The following is a 16,012-nucleotide window of genomic DNA, read 5'->3' on the forward strand; positions in this document are numbered from 1 at the left end:
CCTCCCGTTCTTCCTATAGGTAGTATATGTAGGTTGGGACGCATAGGTATAGGCGTTTGAAGAATTCCCTCACGCGATTTGGACACCCTTTCTTAATAAAAACACATCCTTTGGCTGGCGAGCATATGGAATTCACCGGCACCCGATGAACGGGCAGGAGAACAGTATTTCTTACTGGACCCGCTCTCCACGATAAGTAAGGTAGAGCGATAACCCTCCTCGCTCTACCCATCCATTATATAAATTCACTCAACAATAACCAGTAACAAGGATTCAGCGGAAGATTAGGCGGGACGGGGATAACGGCTGCATGATAACCGACGGTCACATCGGTTGGGTCAGTCGTTGCAGATGCCCATCCGGCAGCGAAGGTTTGATTGGTGATGGTATTACCCGTTGCGAAAATGTCCGTACTGCCCAGGTAGTAGACATCGATGCCGACAAGCCCTTTTCCTGCTGAATTTTGAACAGTGTTGCCATAGATAGCGATGAATTTAAAAACATTCAGATTCGGACCATTCAGCAAGACCGGGACGTTCCCTTCGCTAAAGGTTCTATTATTTATAATATACAAACCGAAATTATTTCCTATCGTTTCTTCCATATTGAGAAGATGTCTTAATTGGAAGGCCACCACTTGTTCATTATTTCTTACCACTAAGTCCCCTTTTAGTGTACCGGAACTGACTGCTATATTTGTGATAATAATAAAACTGCAATTGGAGTTTCCCGAACCGGATACGAACGTATTGCTATCAATAATACTCTGACCTGAAGTAGACGCAATACTGATATACCGATAGTTATTATTAAGGGCAGCAGCCGGGGCATAGGTGAAATCGCAATTTGTAATCTGGAACTCGGTAGCAATCAGGGTAATTCCGAACTCACATACAGAGAGTTCACAGTTATCGACATAAATTCCTGTAGCGAAGTTCCCCACCCGTATGATGGTTTCTGTAGACGCGATAGATGGGAAGTTTTGAACGATGGTCATTTCTCGGAAGATCACATTCGAAACCGTGACATTAAACATGGTTGTTACAGCGTTACTCGTCGTAATGACAGTCGTTAAACCTTTTCCCTGTCCCTCTATGGTTACCGACTTGTTTACAGGCAAGGTGGCCGTAATCGTAAAGGTTTCAGCGTCAAGTAGTAATCGATCCCCATTGACCGCTGCGGTTAAAGCCGCTTGTATCGTCGTATACAGCCGGGTCGACCCTACATTGAGGGTGTTCCCTGTAAAAGAAGGGACCGGCCTGTTTGCTGGAGGAACAGGCTCCTGCTCTTTATAATACAAATTCCCCGTAGAGATATCGATATAAAGGTCACCATCATTACCAATCGCACAGCTTGGTGCGCCAACACCTGTCAATACCGGAGTGCCGGCCGGCCCTTGTGGTCCCTGTGATCCTGTCAGGCCTTGTGGACCCTGTAATCCCTGCGGTCCCTGTGGTCCATCCGATCCTTGTGTTCCTTGTGGTCCTGCAGGCCCTTGTGGACCCACTGCCCCTTGTGGACCCTGTGTCCCTGCAGGCCCTTGTGGACCCTGTGGTCCCGGAGGTCCTGGTGGTCCCGGAGGTCCAGGAGGAGGAGGGTAAAAGTCACATCCCTGTGGCGGAAGTACTTTGTTCAAATCACACTGGTTTCGTTTGTTATTAAACACTCCATCACCTCAAAATAAAATCTTTATGGTCATTGTATGTTGAGGATAATGGAATGCATGGACGAATGGACCAAGAGTTGTCCGATGACTGTCTTGTTCTATTTTTCTATCGTTGTGATTGGAGACATTGATGAGAATTATGCCTTCGGAAGGATGGCGATAGACAGTCAATCAAAATCTGTCACACCCCTGCATCACCTTCTTATCCATCATAATTAATTTATCACGATCGTACTTTTCCAATCCTTCCTTATATAAATCGCTCTCTTTAATTTCCTCTTTAAAGGGCTAAGCGGCCTCACTCTAAACCTTTCATATAAACCGTATGCTGTGGACCTTCTCATTCCTTATATCACCTTGTTCTCCCTTCCTTGCTTGCATGCCAGCATCATGCTGCTCATGATCAAATGGAATCCAAAACTTGTGTAAAGACTCCCCTTACTTCCAGAGGACATGCAAGAGACCCCGATCGCTAACATAGGTATGGGTATAGGCAAAAGTCCTTTTGGAGGTGGAACCATGTCTGGAGTTCTGACAGCGCTCGGCTATTTCGTGAAAGAATTGTTCTTCCTTGTTTCCTACGTAAAAAATAACGCCTTTCCACAACCGCTATCGGCAGCAGAGGAACGGAAATACTTACGGCTCATGGCAGAAGGGGATGAGCACGCGAGGAATATGCTGATCGAGCATAATCTTAGGCTCGTGGCACATATCGTGAAGAAATTCGAAAACACTGGAGAAGACCCCGAAGACCTCATCTCCATCGGCACGATCGGGCTGATCAAGGCGATCGAGAGCTATTCCGAGGGTAAGGGAACGAAGCTTGCCACCTATGCTGCCCGTTGCATCGAGAATGAGATCCTCATGCATCTCAGGGCCCTCAAGAAAACGAAAAAGGATATCTCCCTTCACGATCCGATCGGCCAGGATAAAGAAGGGAATGAGATCAGCCTCATCGATATCCTCAAATCGGAAGCCGATGACGTGATCGATACGATCCAGCTCAGCATGGAACTGGAGAAGGTCCGGAAATACATCTGCGTCCTGGATGATCGGGAGAAAGAGGTCATCATCGGCCGTTTCGGACTCGACTTGAAAGAAGAGAAGACCCAGCGGGAGATCGCAAAAGAATTGAACATCTCGAGGAGCTATGTGTCCCGGATCGAAAAGCGGGCCTTGATGAAGATGTTCCATGAGTTTTACCGGGAGGAGAAAGAGAAACGGGGAAAATGATCAATCTATAAGAAAAAGCCCGCCGGGATCGTCTGAATGACGGTCCCGGCGGGCTTTTCACTATTGTTGATTCAGAACTGGATTTTCGACCCCTTCTCCAGTCGCTGGATTTGCTCTTCCCCCGTTGCGGCGAGCTCTTTGAACTGGTTGATTGTTTCCCGCATCTGTGGAAGGGCTTCGCGCTTGTAGGTGGAGATCGAGTCCATTGCTTCAATGACATCGCTGAAGGCGGTCTTGAGGGTGTCGACGGAGATATTCGCTTCCATCGCCTGCTTCTGGATGGCGGTTCCCTGATCCTTCAGCATCTTGGAAGTCCCGGCGATGATCGTATTCGTCGTCGCGTTCAGAGCTTCGATCTTCTTGAGGACGATCTTTTGATTGTACAGGGCACTTGCGACGGTCACGCCGATCCGGAGGGCGGAGATGGTGACCGTTTTCGCCCTGTCGACACCGCGGATGAGTTCCCGGTTGTTTCTCACGACCATTTCATAGGCGATGATTCCCTGCTGGTTGACGACGAGCATCGTGTTCAGGTCCATGACCCGCTGCCGGAGGGGGAACAGGATTTCCTCTTCGATGAACCGGACCCGATCTGGATCCTCCCCCTTTTCCCGTGCCACTTCCACCTGTGCGGCGATGGAAGCATCCATGAGGGAACCGAGTTCGATTTCCTTCTGAAGCACCTTGGTCAGCTCCCTGAGGGCGTGCTGTTCGATTTCAAGGGTCGTATTGTCATTTTTCAGGACATTCCTGCCCTTCTCCAGTGACCCGACGATATCGGATATGACGGTGTCGGCTTTCTGATACTTGGCGAAGTAGGCCCGCATGGGATTGAACAGCTTCCCGAGGAGACCCGTCTTGGCAAAATCGATCATGCTCGGGTCGAGGTCCTTGATTTCGATTTGAAGGTCGCTCAGCCCTTTGGCCACCTGTCCGCCTTCATCACCCGTCTTCGATAGATTGCCCACTGATACCTGCAGGAGGGCATTTTTGCTCGAAGACGATCGCAGGGTGTCCATCCCGAAGGAATCGATGGAAGCAAGGATTTCTTTTTTCTTCTCAAGGGAATCGAGATCGAGGTTAAGGACCGCCTGGACGTTCGCTTCCGCCGCTTCTTGAAGCTTCCTTACCTCCTCAGGCACGGGTTTGACCTCTTGTTCGATCACCTTTTTCACTTCTTCTTGTGTGGTCACACTCATGGAAAAGCTCATACAATCCCTCCTATAATTGGACGTTGAACAGATTTCGGATCTTATAGACGACGTCGTCGGTGTCGGCATTGATGCTGGCAGCCTCATTGATGGACGAAATGGTTTCGAGCGCCTTGAGGTCCGCGTTATACCCGATTGTATACACCGGAATTTTGTACGCTTCGATCAGGGGGCGGACGGCTTTCAATGAATTCCCCTGATTCGTATCCCCGTCACTCAACACGAAGATGAGGGGGCGTGTATCCGGATTCTTTTCGAGCTCATCCTGGAGCATCTTCATGGCCACCACGATTCCGTCATAGGTGGCCGTACCGCCATTGGCCTGCAGGCTTTCCACCGCCCCGACGAATTCAGATTGCTGGTTCACATCGAATTTTTTGATCGGCATATTGATGGCCACATCATCCGAATAACTGACCAGACCGATCGAATTGTCTTTCCCGAGATACTTTTGTCCTTTGAGGAGGGACTCTTTCAGCTTATTAAGCGATTCCCCGTCCATGCTTCCCGATACGTCCGCTACGAAAACGGCGGCAATCGACTGGGTACCGTTCTTTTTTTCCTTCCAGATCTTCTGGGCGGAGGTAATCGTGCTTCCGTCCAGGGGCTTCATTTCGGACTGATACTCTTCCAAACCGTTGAAGCCGTCTTTTTTGGCAAGCTCCTTGTAACGGTCCTGCTTGGCGAATTGAGCGAACTCTTCCAGCACCTTGACCTTTTCTGCCGGGAGCTCCCCAAGGGCATACAATGGGTTATCATGGCGGACACCGAATGGCACGAATTCATAGGAATCCTTGAGGTCGGATGCGTTTGTATAGGTCTGATATTCAAGAACGAATCCGTCCAGCATCCCTGACTTGGCCGCCTCCCTCATTTGCAGGGTCGTGGAGGCTGTGAACGGAACATTGGCCTGGAACGATTCAAATCCCTTCACGGCATCGTCACTCAGCACATTTTTATTATCGAAGGCATTAAGTCCGGTGATGAGGAAGTTCAATCCTGTGGAGCTTGCGAACGGATCTGTATACCCCATGGCGAATTCATCCTCGGTCATGGCTTCCAATATGGTCTTCGCATTCACGGCCCCGTACTTCTCGATGAGCTGATCATGTTTTTTCTTTGAGATCACGATGCCCGGCACATTCCCGACGAGGCGCTTTTCGATCAGGTTGGACTCCACTCCGGAGGCTTTGACCATTTCCCCCCACAATTCATTGGAAGGAGCGAAGGCGTCAGGAATGCTTTTCCCCGACGTGATGTACTCCGTTGCCGTCCCGGATGCGATACTGCGGATGGTGACCTGACCCGAGGCGCCGGAGGCATTGAAGTCTTCCGCAACTTTATTCAGCCATCCTTCCTTCCCTTTCCCTGATTTTTCTGTAGAAGAAAAGATTTCTACCGTTGTATTCCCCGTCCCCTCTACGGTAAGAGGGAATTTTGAGATATCCGGAAGCTCCGAAGCTGCATCCGCCGGGTCGAGATCGATCTGGCCCTTGATCGGTTTTTCTTTCGTCACGTCGATTTTGCCGTACAGTTCATCCAGCTGTTTATCTGCACTTTCTGCTGTGATCTGCTTATCGGTTTTCCCGAGGTTGGAGGTGAGTTTGATCCCGAAGAAGACACCACCGAAGACCAACAGGACGATTAGACCGGAAACGAGCAGGAATTTTCCTTTTTTCATCATGCGTTTCCCCTTTTCTTTATGTTTTATAAAGCTTTGTCTGATTGATGAGGGAATGGATTTCCTTCATGCAGGCCATGTTGTCGATATCTTCGATGGTGACAGTATTGAGACGGGTGATTTCAAGCAGCAGCTTATCGAGATCGAGAATGATTTCTTCATTGATCTCGATCGCCTGTTTGATGAAGAACAAATACTCCCTGTACAGGGATGTCTTCTCGGCTAGGAGGGTTTGACTGAGGCGCGGATCTTTGGACCGGACGGATTTGTATTCCCGCTCATCGAAGGCACCCGCTTTGTTCAAGAGATTCCTTACATTTTGGAAAAAGAGCTGTTCCACCTCAAGGACCGTTTGGCTGAATTTCCGATGGCTCATTTCGCCTTGCTGGAACCGGTCATTGATCGCCTGCTGAAGGGAAGCTTTTTTCTGCTCCAGGCGGTCCACCTGCTCGATGGCATAGCGAAGATCTTCACGAAGCGACTTTTTCCCGAAGAATCTGGAGAGGGCTTCCTTGTAGTCTTCATCTGAGGTAAGAGAGAGGATCTGGAGCGGTTCTTTTTCCTTGAAACGGAGAGCATACACTCCGTAAAGGACACCTATGGTGCTTGCCGTGAGGATCGATGCACCCAGCGCTGCTTCAAGGGCACCCCCCGTCAGGGCCAAGCCGATAAAGCCCGGGGAAAATACCACGATGTTTGTGACCGTCACTCCTAGAATGAGGCCGGCGAGCTGAATCGATTTCTTCATCTTTCTCCCCTCCTTCGTTTCACTATTCGGAAAAATGAAAAAACAGCCCCTACTTACTATACTACTATTGGAAAATCCTTTCAATCACTTCATGCAAGTCCCTTCACAAAGTGAAGACGGGATGGAGGACACTGGAAGGATACCCCTTATCTGTCATACGGATGGTGGAGGTCTAAGGTTTCAAAATCATGAGGAGGATGATCGCGATGTTGAGTGCCTGCGTGAACCACACTTTTGGAAGGAATGATTCCATGCGGTTCCGGTATTCCTCCATAAAATAAGCTCCGGCTTCGTCGTGGAGCATATTCCATAAAGAAATAGCCGCCTTCCTAGACAGGACAGAAGATGAAAAGCGCATGGTGAAGAACAGGATCAGGGAAGCGATGACCCAGGACTCGAACGGATAACCGAGGCAAAGCATGCCCACACCGCTCCCCAAGAGGATCAAATCACTGTATTTCGCGAGTTTCCCCATCTGCCCAAGGAGCATGAGCACAGTCCTTGCCTCCGCCTCCGATCGGGGGTACCGGAGCAGGAACGGGAATAGGAACGTCTGTCCGAAACCGATGACAGCCGTGGCTACGTGGACGATCATGACGATTGAATACAAACTTGCCATCCCTCCCCTTATGAACATAGACCTACTATATGCAGAGCCCTCTGTCCTTTTCACCACATAAAAAAGGCGGCCCTTTCCCAAGGGGGCCGCATGCCATGTTTCATCTCTCATTTGTGTTATCTGCCACTTTTACCCCATAAAAAAAGAGGGCATCCGCCCCCTTACTCTGCACCGACTTCTGCCGTGATGATCAACCCGATCGCCACGGTCACCACCAGACCCATGATCATGGAAAACATGACGCAAAACTCCTTCCATTGCTACGTCCTTACGGTCAGTATATCACCGCATTTGCCACTGCGACCCTTCCATTCATGAACACCCTGTTGCGATTCGTTGACAGATATGTGTCCTTTCCGCCAGTCATAATCAATAGCTCCTGACAATATAGTGAGAGTGAAGAGAGGTGACGGTATGTTCAAGAAGCGACGACCGAAACGATCTCCCCTGCCTGCACGTCATGTCTTCATCATATCGTTCATCGTGTTTGTACTGATGACGGTACAGAGTCTGTACATGATCAATAGGGGCATCGAGCCCGCACTCATGGAAATCGCTGAAACAACGACCCGGCAGTTCGCCGCCCAGGCCATCAACGATTCCATTTCCAAAAACATCTCTGAAGAGGTGGATATCAATCAGTTGATCGTGAAGCATGAAACCGGCGGGGAACCGAGCTATAGCTTTGACCCGGGTATATACAACAAGCTGATCGCAGAATCGACCGAAAGGGTCCAGCAGTACCTGGATTATGTGGAAAAAGGCGACCTGGAAAAGCTCGAGGCCTTTACCTCTGAGACGGAAATCGATTTTGAGAAAAGCAAAGATGCAAAAGGCATTGTGTATTATGTACCCCTCGGCCTTGCAGCAAATAATACCCTCCTGGCCAATATGGGCCCTCAGATTCCGATCCAGTTCATGATCATAGGGGACGTGCAATCCAATGTAGAGACGCAAACGAATGTGGTCGGGATCAATAACACCTATCTCGAAGTGTACATCAACATTTCGGTTGAAATGAATGTGATCATTCCGAGGCGGACCAAAACGATCAAGGTGGCCAATAAAGTCAAAATCGGCGATCTGTTCATACCAGGGAAAGTCCCGGACTTTTATAGCGGGAACGGCAGCGGAAGCTCCCCTGCCATCCAGCTTCCGAAAAAAAGCGAATAGAAAAAGCGGGTCCGGTACCGGACCCGCTTTCTTCATTATTCCGGCATCCGCTTCTTCTTGAAGAATCTGCCGATCATCACTGTCCAAATCGAGATGTTCAAAAACATCCTGTCACCAACCCTTCACGTTCGTTAGGCTGTGTCCTTCTCCACCCAGAGCGCATTCAGCCGTTTCACTTGTATAAAAATCATGTTCATTCTCCTCCCTATGGTTTGATCGTACAGGCATTACAGCGTATGTGATGTGAAGTGGTGCAGTTTTGTCTTGGTTTCTTCGAAATGCTTCGAGACCGATTCATTATGTGCAGCTTCTTCGAATGACGTACGCTTCTTTTTCAACGTAAGCGTCACGAATAATAAGTTCAGAGTCATGGCGATACCCCCTTTCAGTAGTTGTTTTTTTGCATGAAAAAACCGCAGGGACTCCCTTCCCGGCGGCACACAAAAAAGCCGCAGGAAGATGCATTCTCCCCGCGGCATTCATTCACATATTGGTCAGAATGAAAGATATCCCACTGTCGGTCGAATGGTAGTATGAAGTTGTACGGCGTTAATTCCTTTGATCATCATCATGTTACTCGACCTCCGTTTCCGTGTGATATTTTTCTTACATTGGTTAGTATATCCAATTTCAATGGAAAAGTAAACCACTTTTCCGAAAATATTTTTATCCAATTAAAGAGGTTGTGACAAAACCCAAAAAACACTATCAGCGTAGGTTCTTTATTCCGCTTATGATTTCCGTGCAAGACTTCGCTTACCGCGGGTAGCCAGTGAGCCTCCTCGTCGATTGTGCGGGGTCTCACATCAGCTACTCTTCCCGCAGGAGCTATTCCTGTGGGGAAAGTATGGACCTATTGCACAAAAAAAGATCCTCCTTTATGATGCAGGTGCGAAGCCACACACAAAAAGGAGGATCTTTAACATGCATGATAATCGAAATGAACGCATTAATCAAATTTCTGAGGACACATTGGTGATTGGCGTCGACATCGCCAAGTGTGTACATTATGCCTGCGCAGTGGATGAACGAGGTAGGGAGGTCAAGAAAAGCTTCTCATTCCGTCAGTCCAGACAAGGCTTTGAAACCTTTTACGCTACCATCCTAAAGGTGATGGAATCTCATCAAAAGAAGAATGTAGTCGTTGGATTTGAACCTACCGGTCATTACTGGATGAATTTATCCTCGTACCTTACGGATCGGGGCATTCGCTTTGTTCTCGTCAACCCTCTCCATGTGAAGCAAACCAAAGAATTGGATGACAACCTACAGAGTAAAAACGATCCGAAAGACGCTCGTGTCATTGCCAAGATGATACCGCAAGGCTATTACAGTATTCCTCGTGACATGACTCCTATTGAAGCAGAGTTGCGTCATGGTTCGGCATTTAGGGCTCGTCTGAAAAAACAAGGAGCGTCGACTCAAAACCGGATCAAGCGATGGATTGATCTATACTTCCCTGAGTTTATTTCGGTTTATAAGTCCATTGGAATGAACGCCTCCACTGTTCTTTCTTCTTATCCTCTTCCGGAAGACCTTGTGAGAGAAGATCCTGAGAAGCTCTTGGAGAACCTCAAGAACCTGGGAGGTAAGCATTTCTCGGTTAAAAACCTTACTAAGCTTCTTGATGTCGCGGCCACATCTATTGGCTATCAGGAGAGTCCTGAAATGGCACGGGCAGAAATCCAAATTCTATTGACACAGATGAAGCTGCTTGAAGAACAACTGGTAAGCATAGAAAAGCAGTTAGTGACGTTGGCGAAACAGATGACAGATTTCGATCTGTTCCTTTCGGTCCCTGGTATTGGAGAAAACACCGTAGTAGAGATCCTTTCAGAAATAGGAGCCTTTTCACACTATAAGAGTCCACGCCAAATCCTTAAATTAGCGGGTCTTACGTTAGTCACCAATTCCTCGGGAAAAAAAGAAGGGAACAAACGCTTGTCGAAACGCGGGCGGAAACGGCTACGCTCCTTGATATATAAGGCGATTTTCCCGATTTTACACGCCATACCAGCGTTTCGGTCCCTGTACGATTACTATAGTGAACATCGCGAACACCCCGTCGCTAAGAAAGAAGCGTTGTTAATCCTATGTCGGAAATTGATTCAAGTCCTTCATGGTTTAAGCAAAAGGGGCGAAACATTCAATGAAGAACGTATGGTAGCTGATATCTCCTTCTTTGGTAATCAAGAAGCTGCGTAACATCTACGCTCGCTTAATTAAAACAACCTAGACACTGAGAAGCCGGCACACACAAGACTTTCGACGATCATCTTAGATCAGTCCATGCAGGAGCATAAGCTGGCCTCTGCGTTAAGGCGAGACCCAACGAAGGAATGTGAGCACATAGATGCCAGGAGATATGGGAGGGTGAGTCCCCTTAACAAGCAGAGATCAAAGGTGCCCATAAGAATTAAAAAGGGGGGATTTATCCAATCTCCTGACGCAACGCGTAGGCTCGATCCCCTTTATTTTGAATAAATGATAAATGAAGGAATGAAGAAAATCCGAAAGGATATTCAAAAAAATTTTTCACCTAAGAAAAGTGTTGGGAACACCCGTCATAATAACTTTTTCCGAGGGAGTCTTCGTCCTGCACTCCTATCAACCGCTGGAAGCAATGAATATTTATTTAAACAAATTAAAAACCCGAATTCATTTGCCTGACTCTTGGCAAATGAATTCGGGTTTACTATGACTAGAACACTTTTGTCCCGGCCTTATTCGTCTTCCATAATTCGTTTTTGATACGTGATTGCCTTTTTAAAGAAGGTAAAAGAAGCGATCAGCAGGACCATGGTCATGCCCATGAGGCTGTACAACTTCACCGCGGTATCTGAAATGCCGGGGATCAATACGCCCAGATATAAGAATACGCTCAAATATAAAAGAGTGAATCCAAACCGTCTATAATCGGATTTCTTTTGTTCGAATATGTTCTTATTCAACGTCGACACCTACTTTCGGACTAGTTGACTCACAATCTATGGTAACATATCCGAAGGTGTCAACCCTCATGTAATTGATGCCATCCCTGCCAGCTTATTTAGAGAGCGCTTGATCGATATCCTCAATCAGATCTTCCACATCCTCAAGGCCGACGGAGATCCTGACGAGGCCATCCGTGATGCCAAGTTCGTCACGGCGATCCTTCGGAATGGAGGCATGCGTCATGCGGGCAGGCACGGAAATCAAGCTTTCCACGGCACCGAGGCTTTCTGCCAGGGTGAAGTATTTCGTATTGGTGAGAAGACGGTCGGCATTCGCCTCGCTTCCCACATCGAACGAAACCATACCGCCGAAGCCAGAAGCCTGTGCTTTTACAATCTCGTGATTCGGATGCGATTCAAGTCCAGGGTAATAGACCTTGGACACTTTTGGATGTTGAAGGAGGAAGTCGACGATCTTCTTCGTATTGACTTCGTGCTCTTCCATCCGGAGGCCGAGCGTCTTGATCCCGCGGATGAGCAGCCATGAATCCTGTGGACCGAGGACACCGCCGGTAGAGTTCTGAACGAAGAAGAGTTCTTCCGCGAGCTGATCGGAATTCACGACCACGAGTCCTGCCACGACATCACTGTGTCCTCCAAGGTATTTGGTGGCACTGTGAAGGACGATGTCTGCACCTAGGGCAAGGGGATTCTGCCAGTATGGCGTACTGAACGTATTATCAACTACGGTGAGCAGGCCATGCTTCTTTGCAAGGGCTGCTGCTGCTTTGATATCCGTGATCTTCAGGAGCGGATTGGTCGGTGTCTCGATATAGACCGCTTTCGTATTCTCACGGATCGCTTCTTCGATGGACGATGGATTACTGGAATCGACGAATGTCGATTCGATGCCGAGCCTGTTCAATACTTTTGTCATCACACGGTAGGTACCGCCGTAGACATCATCCGTCAGGACGACATGATCACCGCTATTGAACATCATCATCACCGCTGTGATGGCGGCCATACCGGAACCGAATGCAAACCCTCGTTCTCCGCCTTCAAGATCTTTGATCAATTCCTCAAGGGCATGCCTGGTCGGATTTCCTGACCGGGAATATTCAAACCCCTTATGCTTACCGACTTCATCCTGCTTATATGTGCTTACCTGATAGATCGGTGTGGACACCGCACCCGTCTGGGGGTCGGTCGGAATGCCGCCGTGGATCAGTTTCGTTTTCTTTTTCATTCTGAACTTCCTCCTTCATAGATATCCTGACTTAAGTATCGTTCGCTGGAATCGGGGAAGATCGTCAAGAGATGTGCCCCGGGTTCAGCCTGCTCTGCTTCGAGGAGTGCCGCATACATGGCCGCACCGGAAGAACTTCCGACGAGAAGGCCTTCTTTTCCGGCCAGTTCCTTTACCATGGTGAAAGCATCTTTATCACTCACCGTATGGATCCCCTCGAAATAAGATGGATCCATATAATCCGGCAGGAACTCCATGCCGATCCCTTCTGTGCGGTGGGGACCGGACGGACCTCCGTTCAGGATGGACCCTTCAGGCTCGACGATGACGGTCCTGAGCGACGCCTTCTGTTCTTTCAGGAAGCGCGCCGTCCCCATGAACGTACCGCCTGTGCCGGCGCCCGCTATAAACGTATCGATCCGTCCATCCATCTGTTTCCAGACTTCCGGACCGAGGGACTTGTAGTAGGTCATGGGGTTCGCTGCATTCGAGAACTGTGCAGGTGAATATGAACCGGGGATCTCCTTCAGCAGCTGTTCGGCCTTGGCGATGGCCCCCTTCATCCCGTCGGCTGTCGGGGTGTTCACCACCGTGGCACCGAGGGCCCTCATGAGGGTCTGCTTTTCGACCGAGAACTTTTCAGGGACGCAGAACATCACCTTGTAACCTGAACTCACCGCCGCCAGGGCAAGTCCGATACCTGTATTGCCTGCCGTGGGCTCTATGAGCGTACCGCCCTTTTGAATCTTGCCGGTCCGGATCGCATCTTCCAGTAGTTCTTTTCCAAGGCGGTCCTTGACACTGCCACCCGGATTCATGAATTCCAGCTTCGCGAAAAGCCGGACCCCTTTCTTCAGCGGGAAGTTCGTCAGTTCCACGATGGGTGTGTTCCCGATGAGTTCCTGTACACTGCTATATACTTCCAAAGGTTGCTCCCCCTTACAGAGCTGCCACCGGGACAGCTTCTCTCTTTATACGGACTCTACAATATTCATGACCATATTGGCTGAATGCAAGGCCGCTTTTTCCAGGTATTGATCGAATGACAGATCGGATTCCTTCCCGGCAATATCAGAAAGGGAACGGATGATGACGAACGGGGTGCCGAATTGATGGGCAACCTGTGCGATCGCCGCCGCCTCCATCTCCACTGCCTGCAAGGAATCGAACTTGTCACGGATCGCTTCGACCCGCGCAGGATCGCTCATGAATGAATCCCCTGTTGCGATCAAGCCGGAAACGACTTGTACGTCGCCCATTTTCTTCACCGACTGGACGGCGATTTGTTTCAATTTTTCATCTGCTGTGAAGGCAGCCGGAAGCTGAGGCACTTGACCGTATTCATAACCGAATGCCGTCACATCCACATCATGATGACGTACCTCTGTGGAAATGACCACATCCCCGACGTTCAGTGCAGGGTCGAATCCGCCTGCTGATCCGGTGTTGATGATGCAATCCGGCTTGAAATGCTGAAGTAGGACCGCCGTCGACATGGCGGCATTTACCTTTCCGATTCCGGAACGTAGAAGGACGACTTCCTTCCCTTTCATTGTCCCGCTTGTATATTCACACCCTGCGATGGTTTCGACCACAGGATTCGAAATGTTTTCCCTCAATAGAGTGACTTCTTCTTCCATTGCTCCGATGATGGCGATTTTCATAGTGTAAAACCTCTTTCTACTGTTTAGTCGCCTCCATGATCCATACAAATGCGTTCACCTGATCGAATGTGACAGTGAATCCTTTTGGTTCAAGAAGGGCTCTGAACACATCCAATGTGGTGTAGTATTCGCGTTTCAGGTCATCTGCAAGATTGTGATATCCCTTTTCGATGGCTGCGGATATGGCGGCTTGATAGTGCCGGTCACTTTCGAACATGGTGTCGGCCCATACTATTTTACCACCACGGGGCAGGTACTTGCCATAAATCTCAAAGGCTTTTCCTTTTTCCTCGTCGGTGAGGTGGTGAAACGCGTATGAACTGACGAAAGAGTCCACCGCCCCATCAAGATCGAAGTCAAGGAAGTCACCATCTTTGAATGTCACCAGATCCCCGAGTTTCTGCATGCCGATCTCCCTCATCTCAGGGGAAGGCTCGAACGGCAGAACCTCCAGCTTGTTCTCCAAGAGCTTCTTCGTCAAATTGCCCGTTCCGGGACCGAATTCGACGACCCTTCCTTTTGCACGGGCAGCCACTGCATCAAGTATGGCATCATAGTGTTCAAACACCGCCTGATATTCAACATCATGACCCGTTACCGTATCGTCATATGAATTCGCCCAATCCTGGAATAAATCCAAAAACTCTCTACCCATCGATCCCACTCCTGTTGGAAAGTTTATAATTCCTATCCATATACTATGATTTAATTTTAAAACTGTTATTAAATTATCATATCCATCCTCATTATTCAACTGTTATCCATTGCTAAAGGGACAGACAAGCCCTAAAATAAGGAGGCGAACCGATAAGAGGGGGATAAACATGAGTATCTCATTTGAATTGATCAAGGATAAGGTGGAGTTCTTCGAAGCCGTAGATCTTTCCACTCTGGAGAAGAACATTTCCGAACAGATCGAATTGAACCAGTCGATCATGCTCAGGGTCCATCACGTCCAGCACCATGTGACGGTAGACGAACACGGACGCCGCCTTTATACGGCCGTCGTCCATTTCAAGCTGAATCAATGAATGCATCAACAGAAAAATCCGCCCGGGTCCATGACCCGGGCGGATTTCTTTAGTTCTTATCGTTTTCAATCAGTTCCTGAACCTTGGTAGGCTGCCAGCCTTCTCCATCGATCCACTGCAGATAGACCCTGTAAGCTTGGGAATCATTCTTAGCGGATACCGTACCGATGGATTTCTGAGGACTTCCATTTCCTTCAATATACCACACCGTCATATTGTTTTCCGGTATTCCGGTAGCGTAGGATAGAGCTTTTACCTTTTCATTCCAGTCGGGGGTCCCCAGATCATAGGAAGACACATGCTCCCCTGATTGTGAAGTGCCGACCGGCTTCCAGTCTGGATGCACAACGGTTTTATCCACATTCGGTTCGTCGCCATCCTGGACTTTGAGCTTGCTGTCATCTTCCGACTTCAGATCTTTTTCGTTATCATCATCGGATTTTTTTTCATCTTTGTCTTCTTTTTTGTCCTTGTCCTCTTCATCGTCAGCAGCTTTTTTATCGTTTGAATCCTGGTCATCTGATTTGTCAGTATCACTTTTATTTTCTTCGGCAGAGGCTTTTTTGTCCCCTCCGTTACCAGTAGAGGAAGAAGCCGTATCGGAGCTTTTGTCGTTCCCGCCTCCAATAAGGATCGAGCCGCCCACTACGAGGATCAATAGGACGACGACTGCAATCATGATATTCAGGATTTTATTGGTGTTCTTTTTTGATCGTTTATCTAATCGAGATTGGTACTTCGCCATGTCTTTCCCTCCCTATTATCCTCAATAGTTTAACAGACAGGGGAAAAAGAAGAAAGCGA

Annotated in this window: 17 protein-coding genes; 5 read left to right on the plus strand and 12 right to left on the minus strand. The window is 48.6% G+C overall.

The window, feature by feature from the left end:
* Positions 1-235: 235 nt before the first annotated feature.
* Complete coding sequence (locus D5E69_RS15310) at positions 236-1,375, minus strand: right-handed parallel beta-helix repeat-containing protein (RefSeq protein ID WP_249931617.1); 1,140 nt, start codon at positions 1,373-1,375, stop codon at positions 236-238.
* Here D5E69_RS15310 and D5E69_RS23890 point away from each other — a divergent pair.
* Entirely contained in the window at positions 1,357-1,662 is a 306-nt protein-coding gene (locus tag D5E69_RS23890) for a hypothetical protein (RefSeq protein WP_213085552.1), read from the plus strand. The two genes, D5E69_RS15310 and D5E69_RS23890, sit on opposite strands and share 19 nt — an antisense overlap.
* Positions 1,663-2,185: 523 nt before the next feature.
* On the plus strand, positions 2,186-2,899 hold the full coding sequence (gene sigK / locus D5E69_RS15315; RefSeq protein ID WP_048006169.1) for an RNA polymerase sporulation sigma factor SigK: 714 nt from the start codon (positions 2,186-2,188) through the stop codon (positions 2,897-2,899).
* Positions 2,900-2,970: 71 nt separating this feature from the next.
* Here the strand turns inward: sigK and D5E69_RS15320 are convergent, their stop codons facing one another.
* The 4 genes from D5E69_RS15320 to D5E69_RS15335 form a co-directional block, all read right to left on the minus strand.
* Positions 2,971-4,110: a toxic anion resistance protein gene (locus tag D5E69_RS15320; protein ID WP_048012616.1), complete on the minus strand. Its 1,140-nt coding sequence runs from the start codon at positions 4,108-4,110 to the stop codon at positions 2,971-2,973.
* A gap of 10 nt (positions 4,111-4,120) precedes the next feature.
* Positions 4,121-5,794, minus strand: coding sequence for a vWA domain-containing protein (locus tag D5E69_RS15325; RefSeq protein WP_063191723.1), 1,674 nt, complete (start codon positions 5,792-5,794; stop codon positions 4,121-4,123).
* 16 nt (positions 5,795-5,810) lie between these two features.
* The gene (locus D5E69_RS15330; protein WP_159129883.1) at positions 5,811-6,539 is read right to left on the minus strand and encodes a hypothetical protein; all 729 of its coding nucleotides are present in this window, start codon (positions 6,537-6,539) and stop codon (positions 5,811-5,813) included.
* A 172-nt stretch (positions 6,540-6,711) separates the two neighbouring features.
* Positions 6,712-7,176, minus strand: coding sequence for a DUF2269 family protein (locus tag D5E69_RS15335; RefSeq protein ID WP_213085553.1), 465 nt, complete (start codon positions 7,174-7,176; stop codon positions 6,712-6,714).
* 396 nt (positions 7,177-7,572) lie between these two features.
* Between D5E69_RS15335 and yunB the strand changes: the two genes are divergently transcribed.
* A complete protein-coding gene (yunB, locus tag D5E69_RS15340; RefSeq protein WP_048006174.1) occupies positions 7,573-8,331 on the plus strand; it encodes a sporulation protein YunB in 759 nt (252 codons plus the stop codon).
* Positions 8,332-8,558: 227 nt separating this feature from the next.
* On the opposite strand, the gene D5E69_RS15345 is transcribed toward yunB, so the two are convergent.
* Positions 8,559-8,702: a YrzI family small protein gene (locus D5E69_RS15345; RefSeq protein ID WP_159129885.1), complete on the minus strand. Its 144-nt coding sequence runs from the start codon at positions 8,700-8,702 to the stop codon at positions 8,559-8,561.
* A gap of 553 nt (positions 8,703-9,255) precedes the next feature.
* Here D5E69_RS15345 and D5E69_RS15350 point away from each other — a divergent pair.
* Complete coding sequence (locus D5E69_RS15350) at positions 9,256-10,536, plus strand: IS110 family RNA-guided transposase (protein ID WP_159129661.1); 1,281 nt, start codon at positions 9,256-9,258, stop codon at positions 10,534-10,536.
* 518 nt (positions 10,537-11,054) lie between these two features.
* Here the strand turns inward: D5E69_RS15350 and D5E69_RS15355 are convergent.
* From D5E69_RS15355 to D5E69_RS15375, 5 genes are all read right to left on the minus strand, one after another.
* A complete protein-coding gene (locus D5E69_RS15355; RefSeq protein ID WP_249931501.1) occupies positions 11,055-11,282 on the minus strand; it encodes a YrhC family protein in 228 nt (75 codons plus the stop codon).
* Between the two features lie 94 nt (positions 11,283-11,376).
* Positions 11,377-12,513, minus strand: a complete 1,137-nt coding sequence (locus D5E69_RS15360) for a bifunctional cystathionine gamma-lyase/homocysteine desulfhydrase (RefSeq protein ID WP_159129886.1) — start codon at positions 12,511-12,513, stop codon at positions 11,377-11,379.
* Positions 12,510-13,439, minus strand: a complete 930-nt coding sequence (locus D5E69_RS15365; protein ID WP_063191728.1) for a PLP-dependent cysteine synthase family protein — start codon at positions 13,437-13,439, stop codon at positions 12,510-12,512. The genes D5E69_RS15360 and D5E69_RS15365 overlap by 4 nt, the downstream gene beginning before the upstream one ends.
* Before the next feature lie 45 nt (positions 13,440-13,484).
* The gene (mtnN, locus tag D5E69_RS15370; RefSeq protein WP_048006179.1) at positions 13,485-14,177 is read right to left on the minus strand and encodes a 5'-methylthioadenosine/S-adenosylhomocysteine nucleosidase; all 693 of its coding nucleotides are present in this window, start codon (positions 14,175-14,177) and stop codon (positions 13,485-13,487) included.
* Positions 14,178-14,193: 16 nt separating this feature from the next.
* The gene (locus D5E69_RS15375) at positions 14,194-14,832 is read right to left on the minus strand and encodes a class I SAM-dependent methyltransferase (RefSeq protein ID WP_148795545.1); all 639 of its coding nucleotides are present in this window, start codon (positions 14,830-14,832) and stop codon (positions 14,194-14,196) included.
* A 169-nt stretch (positions 14,833-15,001) separates the two neighbouring features.
* Here D5E69_RS15375 and D5E69_RS15380 point away from each other — a divergent pair, with 169 nt between their 5' ends.
* On the plus strand, positions 15,002-15,208 hold the full coding sequence (locus D5E69_RS15380; RefSeq protein WP_159129887.1) for a DUF2536 family protein: 207 nt from the start codon (positions 15,002-15,004) through the stop codon (positions 15,206-15,208).
* A 49-nt stretch (positions 15,209-15,257) separates the two neighbouring features.
* Here the strand turns inward: D5E69_RS15380 and D5E69_RS15385 are convergent, their stop codons facing one another.
* A complete protein-coding gene (locus D5E69_RS15385) occupies positions 15,258-15,953 on the minus strand; it encodes a YrrS family protein (RefSeq protein ID WP_048006182.1) in 696 nt (231 codons plus the stop codon).
* Between the last annotated feature and the right edge of the window lie 59 nt (positions 15,954-16,012).

It is taken from the genome of Rossellomorea marisflavi (assembly GCF_009806575.1).
Classification (GTDB): domain Bacteria; phylum Bacillota; class Bacilli; order Bacillales; family Bacillaceae_B; genus Rossellomorea; species Rossellomorea marisflavi_A.

What these genes read in the sequence shown, in the direction of transcription:
- sigK (WP_048006169.1), top strand. Translation starts at nt 2,186, where the DNA reads ATGTCTGGAGTTCTGACAGCGCTCGGCTATTTCGTGAAAGAATTGTTC.
- D5E69_RS15320 (WP_048012616.1), bottom strand. Translation starts at nt 4,110, where the DNA reads ATGAGCTTTTCCATGAGTGTGACCACACAAGAAGAAGTGAAAAAGGTG.
- D5E69_RS15325 (WP_063191723.1), bottom strand. Translation starts at nt 5,794, where the DNA reads ATGATGAAAAAAGGAAAATTCCTGCTCGTTTCCGGTCTAATCGTCCTG.
- D5E69_RS15330 (WP_159129883.1), bottom strand. Translation starts at nt 6,539, where the DNA reads ATGAAGAAATCGATTCAGCTCGCCGGCCTCATTCTAGGAGTGACGGTC.
- D5E69_RS15335 (WP_213085553.1), bottom strand. Translation starts at nt 7,176, where the DNA reads ATGTTCATAAGGGGAGGGATGGCAAGTTTGTATTCAATCGTCATGATC.
- yunB (WP_048006174.1), top strand. Translation starts at nt 7,573, where the DNA reads ATGTTCAAGAAGCGACGACCGAAACGATCTCCCCTGCCTGCACGTCAT.
- D5E69_RS15345 (WP_159129885.1), bottom strand. Translation starts at nt 8,702, where the DNA reads ATGACTCTGAACTTATTATTCGTGACGCTTACGTTGAAAAAGAAGCGT.
- D5E69_RS15350 (WP_159129661.1), top strand. Translation starts at nt 9,256, where the DNA reads ATGCATGATAATCGAAATGAACGCATTAATCAAATTTCTGAGGACACA.
- D5E69_RS15360 (WP_159129886.1), bottom strand. Translation starts at nt 12,513, where the DNA reads ATGAAAAAGAAAACGAAACTGATCCACGGCGGCATTCCGACCGACCCC.
- mtnN (WP_048006179.1), bottom strand. Translation starts at nt 14,177, where the DNA reads ATGAAAATCGCCATCATCGGAGCAATGGAAGAAGAAGTCACTCTATTG.
- D5E69_RS15375 (WP_148795545.1), bottom strand. Translation starts at nt 14,832, where the DNA reads ATGGGTAGAGAGTTTTTGGATTTATTCCAGGATTGGGCGAATTCATAT.
- D5E69_RS15380 (WP_159129887.1), top strand. Translation starts at nt 15,002, where the DNA reads ATGAGTATCTCATTTGAATTGATCAAGGATAAGGTGGAGTTCTTCGAA.
- D5E69_RS15385 (WP_048006182.1), bottom strand. Translation starts at nt 15,953, where the DNA reads ATGGCGAAGTACCAATCTCGATTAGATAAACGATCAAAAAAGAACACC.